The organism is Pseudomonas sp., assembly GCF_030147005.1.
Taxonomy (GTDB): Bacteria; Pseudomonadota; Gammaproteobacteria; order Pseudomonadales; family Pseudomonadaceae; genus Aquipseudomonas.
The window spans coordinates 11,827-28,663 of record NZ_JASLAW010000046.1 but is presented as its reverse complement, the minus strand read 5'-3'; the positions used below and the strand labels follow the sequence as shown (position 1 = coordinate 28,663).

18 protein-coding genes and 1 tRNA gene are annotated in these 16,837 nt (G+C 61.1%); 6 read left to right on the top strand and 13 right to left on the bottom strand.

Features of this window, described 5'->3' with window-relative positions; translation table 11 throughout:
• Nucleotides 1–29 precede the first annotated feature (29 nt).
• From Q1V60_RS03820 to Q1V60_RS03805, 4 genes are all read right to left on the bottom strand, one after another.
• Nucleotides 30–104, bottom strand: a tRNA-Gln gene (locus Q1V60_RS03820).
• A gap of 37 nt (nucleotides 105–141) precedes the next feature.
• Nucleotides 142–945, bottom strand: a complete 804-nt coding sequence (ispE, locus tag Q1V60_RS03815; RefSeq protein WP_300627617.1) for a 4-(cytidine 5'-diphospho)-2-C-methyl-D-erythritol kinase — start codon at nucleotides 943–945, stop codon at nucleotides 142–144.
• 49 nt (nucleotides 946–994) lie between these two features.
• A complete protein-coding gene (gene lolB / locus Q1V60_RS03810; RefSeq protein ID WP_065891723.1) occupies nucleotides 995–1,612 on the bottom strand; it encodes a lipoprotein insertase outer membrane protein LolB in 618 nt (205 codons plus the stop codon).
• Nucleotides 1,613–1,616: 4 nt separating this feature from the next.
• Complete coding sequence (locus tag Q1V60_RS03805) at nucleotides 1,617–3,341, bottom strand: tetratricopeptide repeat protein (RefSeq protein ID WP_300627555.1); 1,725 nt, start codon at nucleotides 3,339–3,341, stop codon at nucleotides 1,617–1,619.
• Between the two features lie 182 nt (nucleotides 3,342–3,523).
• Here Q1V60_RS03805 and hemA point away from each other — a divergent pair, with 182 nt between their 5' ends.
• The 6 genes from hemA to Q1V60_RS03775 all read left to right on the top strand — a co-directional run bounded on the left by hemA (nucleotide 3,524) and on the right by Q1V60_RS03775 (nucleotide 8,880).
• The gene (hemA, locus tag Q1V60_RS03800) at nucleotides 3,524–4,813 is read left to right on the top strand and encodes a glutamyl-tRNA reductase (RefSeq protein WP_300627553.1); all 1,290 of its coding nucleotides are present in this window, start codon (nucleotides 3,524–3,526) and stop codon (nucleotides 4,811–4,813) included.
• The gene (prfA, locus tag Q1V60_RS03795; protein WP_300627551.1) at nucleotides 4,810–5,892 is read left to right on the top strand and encodes a peptide chain release factor 1; all 1,083 of its coding nucleotides are present in this window, start codon (nucleotides 4,810–4,812) and stop codon (nucleotides 5,890–5,892) included. The genes hemA and prfA overlap by 4 nt, the downstream gene beginning before the upstream one ends.
• Nucleotides 5,893–6,723 carry a peptide chain release factor N(5)-glutamine methyltransferase gene (gene prmC, locus Q1V60_RS03790; protein ID WP_300627549.1) on the top strand — a complete coding sequence of 277 codons (831 nt, stop codon included), beginning with the start codon at nucleotides 5,893–5,895 and terminating at the stop codon, nucleotides 6,721–6,723.
• Nucleotides 6,717–7,472: a molybdopterin-synthase adenylyltransferase MoeB gene (locus Q1V60_RS03785; RefSeq protein ID WP_300627547.1), complete on the top strand. Its 756-nt coding sequence runs from the start codon at nucleotides 6,717–6,719 to the stop codon at nucleotides 7,470–7,472. The genes prmC and Q1V60_RS03785 overlap by 7 nt, the downstream gene beginning before the upstream one ends.
• The gene (gene murI / locus Q1V60_RS03780; RefSeq protein WP_300627546.1) at nucleotides 7,465–8,262 is read left to right on the top strand and encodes a glutamate racemase; all 798 of its coding nucleotides are present in this window, start codon (nucleotides 7,465–7,467) and stop codon (nucleotides 8,260–8,262) included. The genes Q1V60_RS03785 and murI overlap by 8 nt, the downstream gene beginning before the upstream one ends.
• Before the next feature lie 99 nt (nucleotides 8,263–8,361).
• On the top strand, nucleotides 8,362–8,880 hold the full coding sequence (locus Q1V60_RS03775) for an acyloxyacyl hydrolase (protein WP_300627545.1): 519 nt from the start codon (nucleotides 8,362–8,364) through the stop codon (nucleotides 8,878–8,880).
• A 249-nt stretch (nucleotides 8,881–9,129) separates the two neighbouring features.
• Here Q1V60_RS03775 and Q1V60_RS03770 read toward each other — a convergent pair whose 3' ends face one another.
• Genes Q1V60_RS03770 through Q1V60_RS03730 form a run of 9 tightly spaced genes read right to left on the bottom strand, consistent with a single transcriptional unit; the run spans nucleotide 9,130 to nucleotide 16,835 of the window.
• Nucleotides 9,130–9,435 (bottom strand): YkgJ family cysteine cluster protein, encoded by a 306-nt coding sequence (locus Q1V60_RS03770; RefSeq protein ID WP_300627543.1) that lies wholly within the window; start codon nucleotides 9,433–9,435, stop codon nucleotides 9,130–9,132.
• 53 nt (nucleotides 9,436–9,488) lie between these two features.
• Nucleotides 9,489–9,968 carry a DUF2878 domain-containing protein gene (locus Q1V60_RS03765; protein WP_300627542.1) on the bottom strand — a complete coding sequence of 160 codons (480 nt, stop codon included), beginning with the start codon at nucleotides 9,966–9,968 and terminating at the stop codon, nucleotides 9,489–9,491.
• On the bottom strand, nucleotides 9,961–11,232 hold the full coding sequence (locus Q1V60_RS03760) for a cyclopropane-fatty-acyl-phospholipid synthase family protein (RefSeq protein ID WP_300627541.1): 1,272 nt from the start codon (nucleotides 11,230–11,232) through the stop codon (nucleotides 9,961–9,963). Before Q1V60_RS03760 ends, Q1V60_RS03765 begins: the two co-directional genes overlap by 8 nt.
• A complete protein-coding gene (locus Q1V60_RS03755; protein WP_300627539.1) occupies nucleotides 11,219–12,028 on the bottom strand; it encodes a DUF1365 domain-containing protein in 810 nt (269 codons plus the stop codon). Before Q1V60_RS03755 ends, Q1V60_RS03760 begins: the two co-directional genes overlap by 14 nt.
• Nucleotides 12,025–13,272 carry an FAD-dependent oxidoreductase gene (locus tag Q1V60_RS03750; RefSeq protein WP_300627538.1) on the bottom strand — a complete coding sequence of 416 codons (1,248 nt, stop codon included), beginning with the start codon at nucleotides 13,270–13,272 and terminating at the stop codon, nucleotides 12,025–12,027. Before Q1V60_RS03750 ends, Q1V60_RS03755 begins: the two co-directional genes overlap by 4 nt.
• A complete protein-coding gene (locus tag Q1V60_RS03745) occupies nucleotides 13,269–14,051 on the bottom strand; it encodes an SDR family NAD(P)-dependent oxidoreductase (RefSeq protein ID WP_300627536.1) in 783 nt (260 codons plus the stop codon). Before Q1V60_RS03745 ends, Q1V60_RS03750 begins: the two co-directional genes overlap by 4 nt.
• Nucleotides 14,048–14,470, bottom strand: a complete 423-nt coding sequence (locus tag Q1V60_RS03740; protein WP_300627534.1) for a nuclear transport factor 2 family protein — start codon at nucleotides 14,468–14,470, stop codon at nucleotides 14,048–14,050. The genes Q1V60_RS03745 and Q1V60_RS03740 overlap by 4 nt, the downstream gene beginning before the upstream one ends.
• Nucleotides 14,463–15,905 carry a deoxyribodipyrimidine photo-lyase gene (gene phrB, locus Q1V60_RS03735; RefSeq protein WP_300627532.1) on the bottom strand — a complete coding sequence of 481 codons (1,443 nt, stop codon included), beginning with the start codon at nucleotides 15,903–15,905 and terminating at the stop codon, nucleotides 14,463–14,465. The genes Q1V60_RS03740 and phrB overlap by 8 nt, the downstream gene beginning before the upstream one ends.
• Nucleotides 15,906–16,835: a MerR family transcriptional regulator gene (locus tag Q1V60_RS03730; protein WP_300627531.1), complete on the bottom strand. Its 930-nt coding sequence runs from the start codon at nucleotides 16,833–16,835 to the stop codon at nucleotides 15,906–15,908.
• Nucleotides 16,836–16,837: the final 2 nt, after the last annotated feature.

Here is a 16,837-nt window from a genome sequence, read left to right as displayed (position 1 = left end):
TGAGGGTAACCTGGATGAGTATTAGAAAATGGCAGGGGCGGCTGGATTCGAACCAACGCATGGCAGGATCAAAACCTGCTGCCTTACCGCTTGGCGACGCCCCTGTATCTGTTGCAACGAGTGCCTAACACTCGATTCCTTTTAGAGCAGATTTTGCAGCTTGCGATGCAACATCGAAACGTTGCTTCCTTTCGCTACAAACCCTGTAAGGGTCTCTGTAAGAAGGGCCGAGACTTTATCAGCTTCAGCTTTGCTTGGGAAGCCCCCAAACACACAACTTCCAGTTCCGGTTAATTTTGCTTCGGTAAATTTACCTAGCAAATTCAAAGCGTTACGTACTTCTGGATAACGCCTTGCTACAACCGGTAAGCAGTCATTTCGACTGTTTCCCTTGGGAACGGGGCGCACTTTAATGGGAGAAGAGTTACGTGTCAACAACGGATCTGAAAAAATTTCTGCTGTACTTACAGATACTTGCGGCACCAGCACGAGATACCACGGCTCTTCGGGTTCTACGGGGGTCAGTTTCTCTCCCACGCCCTCAGCAAATGCGGCATGCCCACGCACGAAAACCGGGACGTCCGCGCCCAGCGTAAGGCCCAGCGCGGCCAGGCGATCCTGGTCCCAGCCCAGTTGCCACAAGTGGTTGAGCCCGAGCAATGTGGTCGCGGCATTTGAGCTGCCCCCGCCGATACCGCCGCCCATGGGCAGGATCTTATCGATCCAGATATCGATGCCGAGCGGGCAGTCGGATTGTTGCTGAAGTTTTTTCGCGGCCTTCACGATCAGGTTGCTGTCGTGGGGCACGCCTTCGAAGGGGGTGTGCAGCTTGATCACGCCATCGTCACGCACGGCGAAGGTCAGTTCATCGCCATAGTCGAGAAACTGAAACAGCGTCTGCAACTCGTGATAGCCGTCTTCACGACGGCCCAGAATGTGCAGCATCAGATTGAGTTTGGCGGGGGAGGGCAACGTGAGTTTTGCGACTGTCACGTTATTGCCCCAATTTACGCGGTTGCCAGTCCTTGATCACCAGCGTGACGTCAAGGTCGGTGCCGTGCAGTTTGATGCGCTCGGGCAGCCAGTAACCGTTCTGCTGCACGTAGCTCAGGTATTCGACCTGCCAGCCATCCTGCTCAAGGGAGGCCAGGCGACTGTCGCCATTGAGGCTCAAGCGGCTTTTGCTGTCAGGCGCCGGGAGGCCGCGCACCCACCAGACCAAGTGCGACACGGGCAGCTTCCAGCCGATCTGCTGTTCCAGCAGTTCTTCCGGGGAGGTCGCTTCGTAGCGGCCCTGGTTGGCCACTTCGAGGCTCACTTGCCCCGGTCGGCCGGTCAGGCGAGCGGCACCCCGACCCAGCGGGCCAGAGAGACGAATATCGTAGTAATCCTGGCGTTGCAGCCAGAACAAGGTGCCGCTGCCGGAATCTTTCGGCGCGCGCACCCCGACCTTGCCTTCGATCTGCCAGCCGTCGATGCTGCTGAGCTGGTCCTTGTGCTGCTGCCATTGTGCCGGGTTGCCCTGGCCTTCAACGGATTCGCGGGAGCCAAAACCCGCGCAACCGGCGAGCAGGGCGATGAAGCTGAAAACGATAACGTGGCGCAAGAACATAAGCTTATAGGGTCTCGGATCCGGTCAGGCGCTTGATGGTGCCGCGCAGGATAGGGCTTTCGGGTTGTTCCTTGAGGAACTTCTCCCAGATTTGTCGTGCTTCGCGTTGCTTGCCGTTGGCCCACAACACTTCGCCCAGGTGTGCGGCGACTTCGTGGTCCGGGAAGCGCTCCAGCGCCTGGCGCAGCAGGCGCTCGGCCTCGTCGAGGTTGCCCAGGCGGTAATTGACCCAGCCCAGGCTGTCGAGCACGGCCGGGTCTTCCGGGTTGAGCTTGTGGGCCTGTTCGATCAGCACCTTGGCTTCGTCGTAGCGCGTTGTGCGGTCGGACAGGGTGTAACCCAAGGCGTTGAGGGCCATGGCGTTGTCCGGGTCGCGCTTGATGATCAGGCGCAGGTCTTTTTCCATCTGCGCCAGGTCATTGCGTTTTTCCGCCTGCATGGCGCGGGTGTAGAGCAGGTTCAGGTCGTCGGGGTATTGCAGCAAGGCCTGTTGCAACAGTTTCCAGGCGCGTTCGCTCTGGTTGTTGGCTGACAAGGTTTCGGCCTGGATCAGATATAACTGGATCGCGTAGTCCGGTTCGGCATCGCGGGCCGCGGTCAGGCGTTTCTCCGCTTCGTCCGTACGACCATTACTCATCAGAATATCGGCCTGGCGCAACTGTGCCGGCAGGTAGTCATTGCCCGGGCCGACCTGGGCGTACTCAAGCAGGGCCGCTTGCGGGTCGTTGCGCTCTTCAGCGATGCGGCCCAGGTTCAGGTGCGCCGAGTCCACATGGCTTTCGCGTGCGACCAGCTCTTCCAGATAGCCCTTGGCCTCGTCCCAGGCCTTGGCTTCCAGGCACACCAGTGCGAGGGAATAGCGCAGTTCGTCGTCGTCCGGGTATTGCTGGACCAGATTGGCAAACTGCACTTTGGCGTCTTCCATGCGGTCCTGCTCAACCAGCATCCGCGCGTAAGTCAGGCGCAGGCGCTTGTCTTCTGGATACTTCTTGATACTTTTTTCCAGCAGCGGAATCGCTTCCTTACCGCGGTTGAGGTTCTGCAGCAGGCGCGCGCGCAGCAGGATCGGTGCGATCTCACCCTCTTCCGGCGGGTTCTGCTCCAGCAGCTTAAGGGCGGCGTCGGCTTCATCGTCCTGTTGCAGCAGCAGGGCCTTGCCGAAAATCAGCTGGCTGTTATTCGGATGCTTCTGCAGCAGGCGATCGAAACTCTTCATCAGGCCATTGCGCGTATCCTGATCGGTATCGGCGGCCGACAGCGCAAGGAAGTCGAAGTGTGTGTCGCCCTTGCCCTGCAAGACTTTTTCCATATAGACCATGGAGTCGTCATAGCGCCCGGCGCGTGCCAACTGCACAGCGGCCGCACGTTGAGCTTCCAGGTCGTCCGGGGCGTTTTTCGCCCAGATCATTGAGGCGTCGAGCGCGGCCTGATCCGCCCCCAGGTACTCAGCGATGCGAAACGCCCGCTCCGAAATACCGGGGTCCTGGGTATTGATGGCCTGGGTGACGTAATTATCCAAGGCAATATCGAAGCGATTACGCTGGCCGGCCAGTTCCGCTGTCAGCAGGCCGTAGATCGTTTCTTCGCTGAACGAGGAATAAACCTTGGGTTTTTCAGGGGCTGGGGTGCTGTCTTCAACCGGCGGCGCACCGTCCGGCGACACGGGTGCCATGGACTGGCAGCCGCTTAGGAAGACAAAAGCAAGGAGCAACGCGGAAGATCTATTCATATAGGAAGAGGACGACTAACCTGCGGTCGGATCATCATGACACAAGCCTTCGGCCAAACATAACCGAGTCTCAGTGGATGCCTTCATAGGCACAACGTATAGGGACAATAGACGACGGTGGTTGTTCTGGATCTTTCGAAGTAGGACAATTGTCGGCTTCCCGACATCATCAGCGATATTGAATGGCCTTCCTCGCACTCGGTATTAACCACAAGACTGCCTCAGTAGACGTGCGCGAGCGCGTGGCGTTTACGCCGGAGCAGTTGGTCGAGGCCCTGCAGCAGCTCTGCCGGCTCACCGACAGTCGCGAAGCTGCGATCCTTTCGACCTGCAATCGCAGCGAGCTTTATATAGAGCAGGAGCATCTCTCGGCGGATGTCGTCCTGCGCTGGCTGGCCGATTATCACCATTTGGACCTCGACGACCTGCGCGCAAGCGCTTATGTGCATGAAGAGGATGCGGCAGTTCGTCACATGATGCGCGTGGCCGCCGGTCTGGATTCGCTGGTGTTGGGCGAACCGCAGATCCTGGGCCAGATGAAATCCGCCTACGCCGTGGCGCGTGAGGCTGGAACCGTGGGGCCGCTGCTGGGTCGCCTGTTCCAGGCCACGTTCAATTCCGCCAAGCAGGTGCGCACCGACACCGCCATTGGCGAGAACCCGGTATCCGTGGCATTCGCCGCCGTCAGCCTGGCCAAACAGATTTTCAGTGACTTGCAACGCAGCCAGGCCCTGTTGATCGGCGCCGGTGAAACCATCACCCTGGTTGCCCGCCATCTGCACGACCTGGGCGTGAAGCGCATCGTGGTCGCCAACCGTACCCTGGAGCGTGCCAGTATCCTCGCCGAGCAGTTCGGCGCGCATGCGGTGCTGCTGGCGGATATACCGGCGGAGCTGGTGCGCAGCGACATCGTGATCAGCTCCACGGCCAGCCAGTTGCCTATCCTGGGCAAAGGCGCGGTCGAAAGCGCGCTGAAGCTGCGCAAGCACAAGCCTATTTTTATGGTGGATATCGCCGTTCCTCGGGATATCGAACCCGATGTCGGCGAGTTGGACGACGTTTACCTTTATAGCGTCGATGATTTGCATGAAGTGGTCGCCGAAAACCTGAAGAGTCGCCAGGGCGCCGCTCAGGCCGCTGAAGAAATGGTCAGCATTGGCGCTGACGATTTCATGGTGCGCCTGCGCGAACTGGCGGCGGTGGATGTGCTCAAGGCGTATCGTCAGCAAGGCGAACGCTTGCGCGACGAGGAGCTGATCAAGGCCCAGCGCTTGCTGGCCAACGGCAGCAGCGCTGAAGAAGTGCTGGTGCAACTGGCCCGTGGCCTGACCAACAAGCTGCTCCACGCCCCCAGCGTACAGCTTAAAAAATTGACTGCCGAAGGCCGCCTCGATGCGTTGGCCATGGCTCAGGAACTCTTTGCCCTCGGTGAGGGCGCGTCAGATAGCTCTTCGGATAAAAAACCGCAATGAAAGCGTCACTGCTCAACAAACTGGATGTGCTCCAGGATCGCTTTGAAGAACTGACCGCCTTGCTCGGCGATGGCGAGATCATTTCCGATCAGGCCAAGTTCCGTGCTTATTCCAAGGAATACGCCGAAGTCGAGCCCATCGTGGCCACTTACAAAAGCCTGCTGAAAGTGCAGGCCGACCTTGAGGGCGCCCAGGCGCTGCTCAAGGACAGCGACCCGGACATGCGCGAAATGGCCGCGGAAGAAGTTCGCGAGGCCAAGGAAAAACTCGCCGAACTGGAAGGCGATCTGCAACGCATGTTGCTGCCCAAAGACCCTAACGACGGGCGCAACGTGTTCCTCGAAATCCGCGCCGGCACTGGTGGCGACGAGGCGGCGATTTTCTCCGGCGACCTGTTCCGCATGTATTCGCGTTACGCCGAGCGTCGCGGCTGGCGTGTGGAAATTCTGTCCGAAAACGAAGGTGAGCACGGCGGCTATAAAGAAGTCATCGCACGGGTTGAGGGCGATAACGTCTACGGCAAGTTGAAATTCGAGTCCGGCGCGCACCGTGTGCAGCGCGTCCCGGCAACTGAGTCCCAAGGTCGTATCCACACGTCGGCATGTACCGTGGCTGTGTTGCCCGAGCCGGACGAGCAGGAAGCGATCGAGATCAACCCGGCGGACTTGCGTGTCGACACGTACCGCTCGTCGGGCGCGGGCGGCCAGCACGTCAACAAGACCGACTCGGCGATCCGTATCACTCACTTGCCGTCGGGCATCGTGGTGGAATGTCAGGAAGAACGTTCCCAGCACAAGAACCGTGCGCGGGCGATGTCCTGGCTGTCGGCCAAGTTGAATGACCAGCAGACCAGCGCCGCTGCCAATGCGATTGCCAGCGAGCGCAAGTTGCTGGTGGGCTCGGGCGACCGTTCCGAGCGCATCCGCACCTACAACTTTGCCCAGGGCCGGGTCACCGACCATCGGGTCAACCTCACCCTTTATTCGCTGGATGAAATCCTCGCCGGTGGCATTGACGCGGTGATTGAGCCGCTGCTCGCCGAATACCAGGCCGATCAATTGGCGGCGATAGGTGAATAAATGACCATTATCGCCAGCCTGTTGCGTGCCGCCGACCTGCCCGACTCGCCCACTGCGCGGCTAGATGCCGAATTGCTTCTGGCCGCTGCCTTGGGCAAGTCCCGCAGCTACTTGCACACCTGGCCGGAAAAGATCGTCAGCAGCGAGAACGCCCTGACCTTTGCCGACTACCTGCAACGCCGTCGCGGCGGTGAGCCGGTGGCCTATATCCTTGGCCAGCAAGGCTTCTGGAAGCTCGACCTGGAGGTCGCCCCCCATACTCTGATCCCGCGTCCGGACACCGAGCTGCTGGTGGAAGCCGCCCTGGAACTGTTACCGGCCATGCCCGCCCAGGTCCTGGATTTGGGCACCGGCAGCGGCGCCATCGCTTTGGCCCTGGCCAGTGAACGCCCAATGTGGCGGGTCACGGCCGTCGACCGCGTGTTGGACGCCGTGGCTTTGGCCGAGCGCAACCGCCAGCGGCTGCACCTCAATAATGCGGTGGTGCTCAACAGCCATTGGTTCGACGCGCTGCAAGGCCATACCTATGACCTGATCATCAGCAACCCGCCGTATATCGCTGCCAACGATCCGCACCTGGCCGCGGGCGACGTGCGCTTCGAGCCGGCCAGCGCACTGGTGGCCGGGCATGATGGGCTGGACGACCTGCGCCTGATCATCAAACAGGCCCCGGCCCACTTGAATGCCGGTGGCCGTCTGTTGCTGGAGCATGGTTACGATCAGGCCTCGGCTGTGCGCGACCTGTTGCTCAGCGAAGGCTTTGATGAGGTGCACAGCCGCATCGACCTCGGCGGCCATGAGCGCATCACGTTGGGACGGCGCCCGTGCTGACCGATCATGAACTGTTGCGCTACAGCCGACAGATTCTGTTGCAGCATGTCGACATCGAAGGCCAGTTGCGCCTGAAAAGCAGCCGCGCGTTGATCGTCGGCCTGGGGGGGCTGGGCGCACCGGTTGCGCTGTACTTGGCCGCCGCAGGCGTAGGCGAGTTGCATTTGGCGGATTTTGACACGGTCGATCTGACTAACCTGCAACGCCAGATCATTCACGACACCGACAGCGTCGGCCAGGCCAAGGTCGATTCGGCCATGCGGCGGCTGAGCGCCATCAACCCCGAAACCACGCTGATCGCCCATCGCACCGCGCTGGATGCCGATTCATTGGCGGCGGCAGTCGCCGCAGTCGACGTGGTACTCGATTGCAGTGACAATTTTTCCACCCGCGAAGCGGTCAACGCTGCCTGTGTCGCCGCCGGCAAGCCCTTGGTCAGCGGCGCGGCGATTCGCCTCGAGGGGCAATTGTCGGTCTTCGATCCACGGCGCCCCGAAAGCCCGTGCTACCACTGTTTATACGGGCATGGCAGCGACACCGAACTGACCTGCAGCGAAGCCGGTGTAATCGGCCCTTTGGTGGGACTGGTCGGCAGCCTGCAAGCGTTGGAAGCCCTGAAGCTAATGGCCGGGTTCGGTGAGCCGCTGGTGGGGCGCTTGTTACTGATCGATGCGTTGACCACGCGGTTCCGTGAGTTGCGCGTCAAGCGCGACCCTGGTTGCAGCGTGTGCGGGACGCAACATGGTTAAGGACGCGCCGATCGGTGTGTTCGATTCCGGTGTCGGCGGCTTGTCGGTACTGGACGAAATCCAACAGTTGTTACCCCATGAGTCACTGCTGTACGTGGCCGATTGCGGGCATATCCCCTATGGCGAGAAAACTCCGGCCTTCATTCTCGAGCGCTCGCGCCGGGTTGCCGAGTTTTTTCGCGGGCAGGGGGCCAAGGCCTTTGTGATTGCCTGTAACACCGCGACGGTCGCCGCCGTTGCCGATTTGCGCCAGGACTACCCCGACTGGCCCTTGGTCGGCATGGAGCCCGCGGTAAAACCGGCGGCTGCCGCGACGCGCAGTGGCGTGGTCGGCGTACTCGCCACCACCGGCACCCTGCAAAGCGCCAAGTTCGCCGCCTTGCTCGACCGCTTCGCCACCGACGTGCGGGTGATTACCCAACCGTGTCCGGGGCTGGTGGAGCTGATTGAAACCGGTGACCTGAGCAGCCCGGCCCTGCGCCAGTTATTGCACGGCTACGTCGAACCGTTGCTCGGCGCCGGCTGCGACACCATCATCCTCGGCTGCACCCACTATCCCTTCCTCAAGCCACTGCTGGCGCAGATGTTGCCCCCGAGCATCATCCTGATCGACACCGGCGCCGCCGTCGCGCGCCAGCTCAAGCGCTTATTGGGCGAACGAAGCTTGCTCGCCAGCGGCGCGTCCCCGCAGCCTGCACAGTTCTGGACCAGCGGTGATGTGTCTCACCTCAGAAATATCCTACCGACACTATGGAAACATCCTGGAGTTGTGCGAAACTTCGCCTCGTGAAAATTTCGTGAAATTTCGCTGAACTTCTGGCTCTACGCCAGCTTCTATAGCGAGATGGCCTGTAAATAACTAACAACTTCGTTCGCAAAGGTAGTTTCTATGAAGCGCTTGTTCTGTATGGCTGCTATTGCGGCTGTGATGGTGGGACACTCTATTACCACCCAGGCCGCCGGCCTGGAGTTCGGCCTGGGTAGCACCAGCGATTCAACGCTGACCTACCGTCTGGGCCTGACCTCGGATTGGGACAAAAGCTGGATGCAGAGCAATGTCGGTCGCCTGACAGGCTACTGGAGCGGCGCTTATACGTATTGGGAAGGTGATGACCGTGCAGGCGCCAGCAGCCTGTCGTTCTCGCCCGTATTTGTGTATGAGTTTGCCGGGGAATCGGTCAAACCTTACATCGAGGCCGGGATCGGGGTGGCGTTGTTCTCCCGCACCAAACTGGAAAATAACAACATCGGCCAGTCCTTCCAGTTCGAAGACCGCCTGGGTTTCGGCCTGCGGTTTGCCGGCGGGCATGAGGTGGGCATTCGTGCCACACACTATTCCAACGCCGGCATCAGCAGCAACAACGATGGCGTAGAGAGCTACGCGCTGCACTACACCATGCCGCTGTAATTTTTAAGAACACCGAAAAAACCGATGTGGGTGGGGCAAGCTAATGCCCGTCGGTTAAGGAACAGCGCTGTACTGTGGCGAGGGAGCTTGCTCCCGCTGGACTGCGTAGCCGTCCCATTTTCTGGGGCCGCTTAGCGGCCCAGCGGGAGCAAACTCCCTCGCACAGGTCAACGGTTGTCGGCTCTAGCGCTTGACTGACTGGTACTAGGGCCAGCCCCTCTCACATCTGGTTCTGCATTCATTTCACTATCAGCGGTAGACCGTGGCAATGCCTGCACGCTCTTCAAGGCACTCCGGCGCCCCCATCTCGAATTCCCGGCATATCAAAGGCCTGAGCTCATAGATCGTGCACATCATCGTGTCTCGGTCCAGCGCCGCGCACCAGCCATCATCCAGGCGCAGCATCACTTCGCCGCCCCAGTCATCGGTATCGATATAACGCTGCGGCACGCCGGTGTCGGTGATCAGCATGACTTCCAGCTGGCAGCAGCAGGCCGCACAGGTCGAGCAGGTGACGGCGGGTTCGGTGATTTGGATATGAGGGATGTTAGTCATAGGCGCGCAGTGTAAGCCAAGCAGGCGAAGGGCGTATGAATGCTCGACGGGCGTCAGCGCGCCAGTCGATGCATGCCGACGAACACCGCGGCCCAGAGTACCGCCAGCCCGGCCATTGTCGGGCCCAAGTCATAGCCAAACTGTACGCCGGCCAGTTGGCTGCCGGCGTAGTACGACAGCGGCCCACCCACCGCGCCCAACAGCGCTGCGCGCCACCAGGGGCGGGCGCTCCAGGCCAGGCAATGGCGCAAGGTGGTGGCCAGCAATGCCCACAGCAGCATCAACCAGAACGGAATCAACGGCCCCGGCTCGCTGAAGTGGAAAACCCCCAGCGTGCGCAACAGGGTGTCGAGCACCGTGCCGGCGAGCGTCACGCCGACGATCAGCACACCGTCATCGGCCAGCGAACTTATCCACAGCAGGTTGACCAGCAGTACCGCCAATCCCACCAGCAACCACAGGCTGTCGCCGCCGAGCACACAGGCAAACCAGCCGCATTGAAACAGCGCGGCATTCGCCAGGGATTTAAGCACTGAAGCGCCCAAGCAACGGCGGGTTGATCGCCGCCGGCTTGGCCAGCAGCAATTGCGCGGTACCAATGGTGCGTTCCATGAAGCCGCCTTCGCAGTAGCACAAGTAGAACTCCCACAAGCGCAGAAAGTACTCGTCGTAACCACGTTCGGCGAGGCGACCGTGGGCGCGGCGAAAGTTTTCATGCCAAAGGCGCAGCGTTCGGGCGTAATGCAGGCCGAAATCTTCCATGTGCAGCAGGTTCATATCGGTGTCGCGACAGATGATCTGCAACATGTTCTGCACACTGGGCAGGGCGCCGCCGGGAAAAATGTAGCGCTGAATAAAGTCGACGCTGTTCTTGGCCTGCTCGTAACGTTGTTCGCGGATGGTGATGGCTTGCAGCAGCATCAATCCATCGGGTTTGAGCAAGTGCGCGCACTGTTTGAAATACGTGGGCAGGAAGCGATGGCCGACCGCTTCGATCATTTCGATGGACACCAGCTTGTCGTACTCACCGGTCAGGTCGCGATAGTCCTGCAGCAACAGCGTCACTTGGCCCTGCAGGCCGGCCGCTTCGATGCGTTGCGCGGTGTAAGCGAACTGTTCTTTGGACAACGTGGTGGTGGTCACCTTGCAACCATAATGCTGCGCCGCATACAGCGCCATGCTGCCCCACCCGGTGCCGATTTCCAGCAGGTGGTCGGTGGGCTTGAGCGATAGTTTCTGGCAGATGCGCTCCAGCTTGTTCAGTTGCGCTTGCTCCAGGGTGTCGTCGGCGCTGAGGAATTGCGCTGCCGAATACATCATGGTCGGGTCGAGAAATTCCTCGAACAGGTCGTTGCCCAAGTCGTAATGTGCCGCGATGTTTTTTTGCGAGCCTTTGCGGGTGTTGCGGTTGAGCCAATGCAGGCCCTGGGTGAGCGGCCGCGCCAGACGGGCCAGGCCACCCTCCATCGCATCGAGCACATCCAGGTTTCTGACCATCACCCGCACTACGGCGGTCAGGTCCGGGCTGCTCCAAAAGCCGTGAATAAATGCTTCGCCGGCACCGATCGAACCGTTGGCGGCCACCAGGCCCCACACCGCCGAATCCAGGATCTGGATTTCCCCCAGCAGGTGCGCTTCCCGTGCGCCGAATACTTGTCGTTCGCCGTCCTCGACGATCACCAATTGGCCATGGCGCAATTGGCTGAGTTGGCGCAGCACGCCCTTGCGCAACAGCGCAGCGGTCATGCCGTTGACGTTCAGGCGATTAGCCTTGATCGATAAACTAGGGGGCTTCATGGCGACGATCCTTGGTGTACCCGACTGCTGTGCTGGAGACGCCATCGGCGGCCCGGTGGGGGAAAATCGGTGTGCGTTTGAGCAACAGGCGCAGGGCCTGCCAGTAAATCGCCAGACAAGTCTTGGCGGTCATCCACGGGAAACGCCATAAATAGCGATGCAGGCTGGCCCGGCTGAGGGCTTCTTTCTGCAGGCTCAAGGTTGCGTCGAAAACTTTATGCGCGCCTTGCCAATCGGCCATGTGCACGCCGAGCCTGGCGGCGGGCGGGCTGAAGCTCATGCGGTATTCCAGGTCGCGCGGCAGGAACGGCGACACATGGAACGCCTTGGCCACGGCGAAGTGCTGATGTTCATCGGCGCCCAGCGCCCGGGCCGGCAGCACGTAGTGATAACGCTCACGCCAGGGGGTGTTGGTGACTTCGCACAGGATCGCCGCCAGTTGCCCGTCGGCTTCGAAGCAATAGAAAAAACTCACCGGATTAAACGCCAGGCCCCAGCTGCGGGGCTGGGTCAGCAGGCAGATATTGCCCTGTGGAGTGCGCCCCAGGGCCTTGCCGACTTCATGGCGCACCGCATCGCTCAAGGGCATGCCGTGGCGGGTGAACTCGCGCAGGTAGTCCTGCTGGCGAAAGCCGAACGGCGCCAGGCGACTCGAGCCTGCCAGGGGAGAAAGCCCGAGCACGGCGTCCTGTTCGCTGAGGTCCAGGTACAGCAGGCCGATGCGGTAGCGAAAGGCATGGGCCTTGGGCGAAAACCGACGATGGGCGATCCAGCCGCTGTACAGGGCGCTGTTCACAGGGTTTCCCCGAAGGCCTGGGCCACGCGCAGGGCGCTGACCACGCCGTCTTCATGGAAGCCGTTGGCCCAGTAGGCGCCGCAGTAAAACGTGTTGCGCGCGCCGTGCAATTCTTCCCAGCGCGCCTGTGCGGCCACCGCCGCAAGGCTGTATTGCGGATGGGCGTAGGTGTAGCGCGCCAGGATCTTCAGCGGGTTGATCATCGGCGTCTGGTTGAGGCTGACGCAAAAGGTGGTGTCGCTGTCGATGCCCTGCAATATGTTCATGTCATAGGTGACGGCGGCCTGTTGTTGCTGATTGCCGCCCAGCCTGTAGTTCCAGCTGGCCCAGGCCAGCTTGCGCTCGGGCAGCAAACGCGTGTCGGTGTGCAGCACCACGTCGTTGTCGGCATAGGGCAGGGCGCCGAGGATTTGCTGTTCGGCCTCGCTCGGGTCTGCCAGCAGCGCCAGGGCCTGGTCGCTGTGGCAGGCGAAGATCACGCGGTCGAATGTCTCGCTGCCGGCCTGGCTGTGGATAACTACGCCGTCGTCCGTGCGTTGCACGTTATGCACAGGGCAGTTAAGGCGCACCTGATCGCGAAAGCTGCGGGTCAGCGGTTCGATATAGCTGCTGGAGCCGCCTTCGATCACGCACCATTGCGGGCGGTTGCTCACCGAAAGCAGGCCGTGGTTCTTGAAGAAACGTACGAAGAACTGCAACGGAAACTTGAGCATGTCGGCCAATGACATCGACCAGATCGCCGCGCCCATCGGCACGATGTAGTGTTGGATAAAACGCGGGCCATAGCCGCCGGCTTCGAGATAGTCGCCCAGGGTCATGTCGGCATTGATGCGTTGCTCTTGCAGATCCTGCGGCGCCTGGCGGTTGAAGCGCAAGATATCGCGCAGCATGCCCCAGAACCCCGGCGACAGGATGTTGCGGCGCTGGGCAAACAAACTGTTGAGGTTATTGCCGTTGTATTCGAAGCCGGTGCTCTGGTCGCACACCGAAAAGCTCATTTCGGTGGGTTTGAACGTGACCCCGATCTGCCCCAGCAAGCGGATGAAGTTGGGATAGGTCCAGTCGTTGAACACGATGAAACCGGTGTCTACCGCATAGCTTTCGCCGTCGACCGTCACGTTGGTCGTATGGGTATGCCCGCCCAGACAATCACCCGCTTCGAACAACGTGATGTCGTGGCGACGGCTGAGCAGGTAGGCGCTGGTCAGCCCGGCGATGCCGCTGCCGACAATGGCGATCTTCACAGGTCTTCCTTATGTGGAGGAGGGCTGCGCAGCATGCGTTTGCCGATGATCAGTTGTGCACGGTTAGGCAGCTTCGACAGCGGCCACAAGGTGGCGATGAACAGGGCCGGAAAGGCGATCTCCAGTGGGCGCTTCTCCAGTTTGGCGAAGATATGCCTCGCCGCCTTGTCGGCCGGCCAGCTCAAGGGCATGGGGAAATCATTGCGTTCGGTCAGTGGCGTGTCGACAAAACCCGGGCTGATCACCGTCACGTCGATGTTCTCGGGCGAAAGGCCGATGCGCAGGGATTCAAACAGGTAGCGCAGCCCCGCCTTCGAGGCGCCGTAGGCTTCGGCGCGTGGCATGGGCAGGTAGGTCACGGCGCTCGCCACGCCGACCAGATGTGGGGTACGCCCGGCACGCAACAGCGGCAGCGCAGCCTCTATGCAGTAACTGCTGGCCAGCAGGTTGGTGCGCACCACGTGTTCGATGATCGACGCATCGAATTGCTTGGCGTCGACATATTCACAGGTGCCGGCGTTAAGGATCACGGTATCCAGAGAGCCCCAGGCCTCGCCGATCCGTTCACCGATCTCGCGTACGATCTGGCTGCTGGTCAAGTCGCCGGCCACCACCAGCACTTGCCCCGGATAACGTTGGGCGAGCGCTTCCAGTGGGCCTTTGGTACGCGAGCTGAGCGCCACGTGGGCGCCGCTGTTGAGCAACTCCACGGCCAGCGCGGCACCGATGCCGCTGCTGGCGCCGGTCAACCAATAACGGCGGGGCGGTGTGAGGCTCATCCCATTCTCCTTTTCAGCCAACTGATCACGCCGCCGAGGACCGGCAGGTGTTCATAAAGCAAAGCGCCGGCATCGAAATAATCACGATGTCGGTAAACCTTGTCGCGCCACATCAAGTGGGAACACCCTTGCACCCGGATCAGCTTGCCACCGGACAGGCGCGGGTGACGGAAACTCATGGTCCAGCGCAGGTAGCCTTCGCCTTCGGCGGTTTGGTCGAAACCGTGGAAATCAAAGTTCAGCTGTTCGACGTTGCTGTACAGCTGCGCGAAGTAACGATGCAGTTCGGGCAACCCGTGGACTTCATGCAGCGGGTCGGCAAAAACGATGTCGTCGCTGTACAGACCGTCGAGCAGGCCCAGGTTGTGCTTGTCCAGCGTGGCAAAGGTTTGGCCGAAGCGGCGCAGGAAGTCACTCATGCTCGGCCATCTCTTTACGCGCGGGCAGGCTGCGAAAGGCGGCAAGGGCGCGCTCGCGGGATTTTTTCAGGTCGACAATGGCGCGCGGGTAGTCGGCCACACCGAACAAGCCGCCCGCGGCTTCGGGGTTGTGCACGTCCTTTTTATTCAGCGCGGCCAGCTCCGGCAGCCAGTGCTTGATGAACAGGCCTTCGCTGTCGAATTTTTCCGATTGGCTCAGCGGGCTGAAAATCCGGAAATACGGCGACGAATCGGTGCCTGTCGATGAGCTCCACTGCCAGCCGCCGTTGTTTGCCGCCAGGTCGCCGTCGATCAGGTGCCGCATGAAAAAACGCTCGCCTTCGCGCCAGTCGATCAGCAGGTTCTTGGTCAGGAACATCGCCACCACCATGCGCAGGCGGTTGTGCATCCAGCCGGTATCCAACAGTTGGCGCATGGCCGCATCGATGATCGGCAAGCCGGTGCGCGCTTGTTGCCAGGCGGCCAGGTCCTGGGGGGCGTCGCGCCAGGCCACGGCTTCGGTTTCGGGCCGAAAGGCGCGGTGGCGGGAGACGCGCGGGTAGCCCACCAGAATGTGTTTATAGAACTCGCGCCACAGCAATTCGTTGATCCAGGTGATCGTGCCGATGTCGCCGCTTTCGAACTCGCCCTGGTTGGATTGCAACGCAGCGTGCAGGCACTGGCGTGGCGACACTACCCCGGCGGCCAGGTAGGCGGACAGCTGGCTGGTGCCGGGCTTGGCGGGAAAATCGCGCTCGTCTTTGTAATAGCTGATTTGCGCATCTGCGAAGGCGTCCAGGCGGCGGCGCGCTTCGTCTTCACCGGCGGGCCACAGTGCGCGCAAGGCGTCACTGGGCGGCTCGAAACCCTCAACGGTGGCGGGGATGGCATCGCTTTGCAGGCCAAGCCTGGCCTGGGGCTTGGGAGTTGCCACCAAGGGCGGCAAGGCGCTGTGCAGACGGGTGTAACACACTTTGCGGAACTGACTGAACACCTGGAAGTAGGTGCCGGACTTGGTCAACACACTGCCCGGCTGGAAGAACAACTGGTCCAGATAACGGTGGAAGGTCACGCCGTCTGCTTCCAAGGCCTGGGCCACGGCGTTGTCGCGATGGCTCTCGTGGATACCGTATTCCTCGTTGACGTGTACCGACTCCACGTTGAGCTCCCGGCACAGTTGGCTCACTACGCTTGGCGCCTGGTCCCAGGTGGCGGCGTGGCGGATCAGCAGCGGGATGTTCAGTTCGCCGAGCGCCTGGCTCAGCGCGCGCAAGTTGCGCAGCCAGAAGTCGACCTTGCAGGGCGCGTCATCGTGGGCCAACCATTGCTGCGGCGTGATCAGGTAAATGGCCGCTACCGGGCCTCGCTGGCTCGCGGCAGTCAGGGCAGTGTTGTCGTGAAGGCGCAGGTCGGTGCGCAGCCAGATCAAGTGCATTTAAACAATTCCACGCTGGATCAATATCTGGTGGGCCGACAACGGGTCTTCGGCGACGAACAATTCGGGGATATCGCTGGTTAATACGGCCAACTCGGCGTGGTGGATGCATACCGCTGGTCCGGCGATCAGCATTGGGCAACTCACCCCCGCCAGCAGTTTGGTGAGGGCCGATACCTGCAGCGCTTTGCTTGAATACAGCAGCACGGCGCGCGGTTGCAGATGTTCTACCGCCAGGGCCAGTTCGCCGGCGGGCAGCGGCCAATCAAACACCTCCACCGGGCAGTCGGCGCTGCTGGCCAGCCACGCACTGATCCACAGGTGCGGTTCCAGGGGTAAGTCAGAGTGGTTGACCAGTAGCAGCGGGGCACCGTGGAGTTGGCGATTGTTGTGATAAATCCGCGCGCCGAACTTGCTGCGCAGCCAGGACAGGAAAAATACCCGCTCCATCTGCGCGCCGAATTGGCCTTGCCATTTCTGTTCAAGTTCGCTGAGCAGCGGCAGCATCAATTGCTCGCCCAAGGTACGTGGCGGGTAGAGCGCCATGGCTTGGTTGAAGGCATCGTCGACCCGCCGTTCGGCCAATTCACCGATGGCATTGACCAGGGTTTGGCGCAGGGCGTGCCATTCGTTTTCCATCGGCTCGGGATTGGCTTGGGCGGAGTCGATCAAGCCTTTTACCTGGCTGACCGGCACGCCTCGATTGAGCCAAGTGAGGATCGCATGGATACGCTGCACGTGTAGGGCGCTGAATAACCGATGCCCTTTGGGCGTGCGCTGCGGCACGATCAGGCCGTAACGGCGTTCCCACGCGCGCAGGGTCACGGCGTTGACGCCGGTCTGGCGCGCCACCTCGCGGATCGGCAGCCAGCCGTTTTCCAGGGCTTGGGCGATGTCTTCGCCGGGTTCGTCTTGCAGGGCAGCTTTCATGG

What these genes read in the sequence shown, in the direction of transcription:
- Q1V60_RS03740 (WP_300627534.1), bottom strand. Translation starts at nt 14,470, where the DNA reads ATGAGTGACTTCCTGCGCCGCTTCGGCCAAACCTTTGCCACGCTGGAC.
- prfA (WP_300627551.1), top strand. Translation starts at nt 4,810, where the DNA reads ATGAAAGCGTCACTGCTCAACAAACTGGATGTGCTCCAGGATCGCTTT.
- ispE (WP_300627617.1), bottom strand. Translation starts at nt 945, where the DNA reads ATGCTGCACATTCTGGGCCGTCGTGAAGACGGCTATCACGAGTTGCAG.
- prmC (WP_300627549.1), top strand. Translation starts at nt 5,893, where the DNA reads ATGACCATTATCGCCAGCCTGTTGCGTGCCGCCGACCTGCCCGACTCG.
- Q1V60_RS03805 (WP_300627555.1), bottom strand. Translation starts at nt 3,341, where the DNA reads ATGAATAGATCTTCCGCGTTGCTCCTTGCTTTTGTCTTCCTAAGCGGC.
- Q1V60_RS03775 (WP_300627545.1), top strand. Translation starts at nt 8,362, where the DNA reads ATGAAGCGCTTGTTCTGTATGGCTGCTATTGCGGCTGTGATGGTGGGA.
- murI (WP_300627546.1), top strand. Translation starts at nt 7,465, where the DNA reads ATGGTTAAGGACGCGCCGATCGGTGTGTTCGATTCCGGTGTCGGCGGC.
- Q1V60_RS03745 (WP_300627536.1), bottom strand. Translation starts at nt 14,051, where the DNA reads ATGAGCCTCACACCGCCCCGCCGTTATTGGTTGACCGGCGCCAGCAGC.
- Q1V60_RS03760 (WP_300627541.1), bottom strand. Translation starts at nt 11,232, where the DNA reads ATGAAGCCCCCTAGTTTATCGATCAAGGCTAATCGCCTGAACGTCAAC.
- hemA (WP_300627553.1), top strand. Translation starts at nt 3,524, where the DNA reads ATGGCCTTCCTCGCACTCGGTATTAACCACAAGACTGCCTCAGTAGAC.
- phrB (WP_300627532.1), bottom strand. Translation starts at nt 15,905, where the DNA reads ATGCACTTGATCTGGCTGCGCACCGACCTGCGCCTTCACGACAACACT.
- Q1V60_RS03770 (WP_300627543.1), bottom strand. Translation starts at nt 9,435, where the DNA reads ATGACTAACATCCCTCATATCCAAATCACCGAACCCGCCGTCACCTGC.
- lolB (WP_065891723.1), bottom strand. Translation starts at nt 1,612, where the DNA reads ATGTTCTTGCGCCACGTTATCGTTTTCAGCTTCATCGCCCTGCTCGCC.
- Q1V60_RS03730 (WP_300627531.1), bottom strand. Translation starts at nt 16,835, where the DNA reads ATGAAAGCTGCCCTGCAAGACGAACCCGGCGAAGACATCGCCCAAGCC.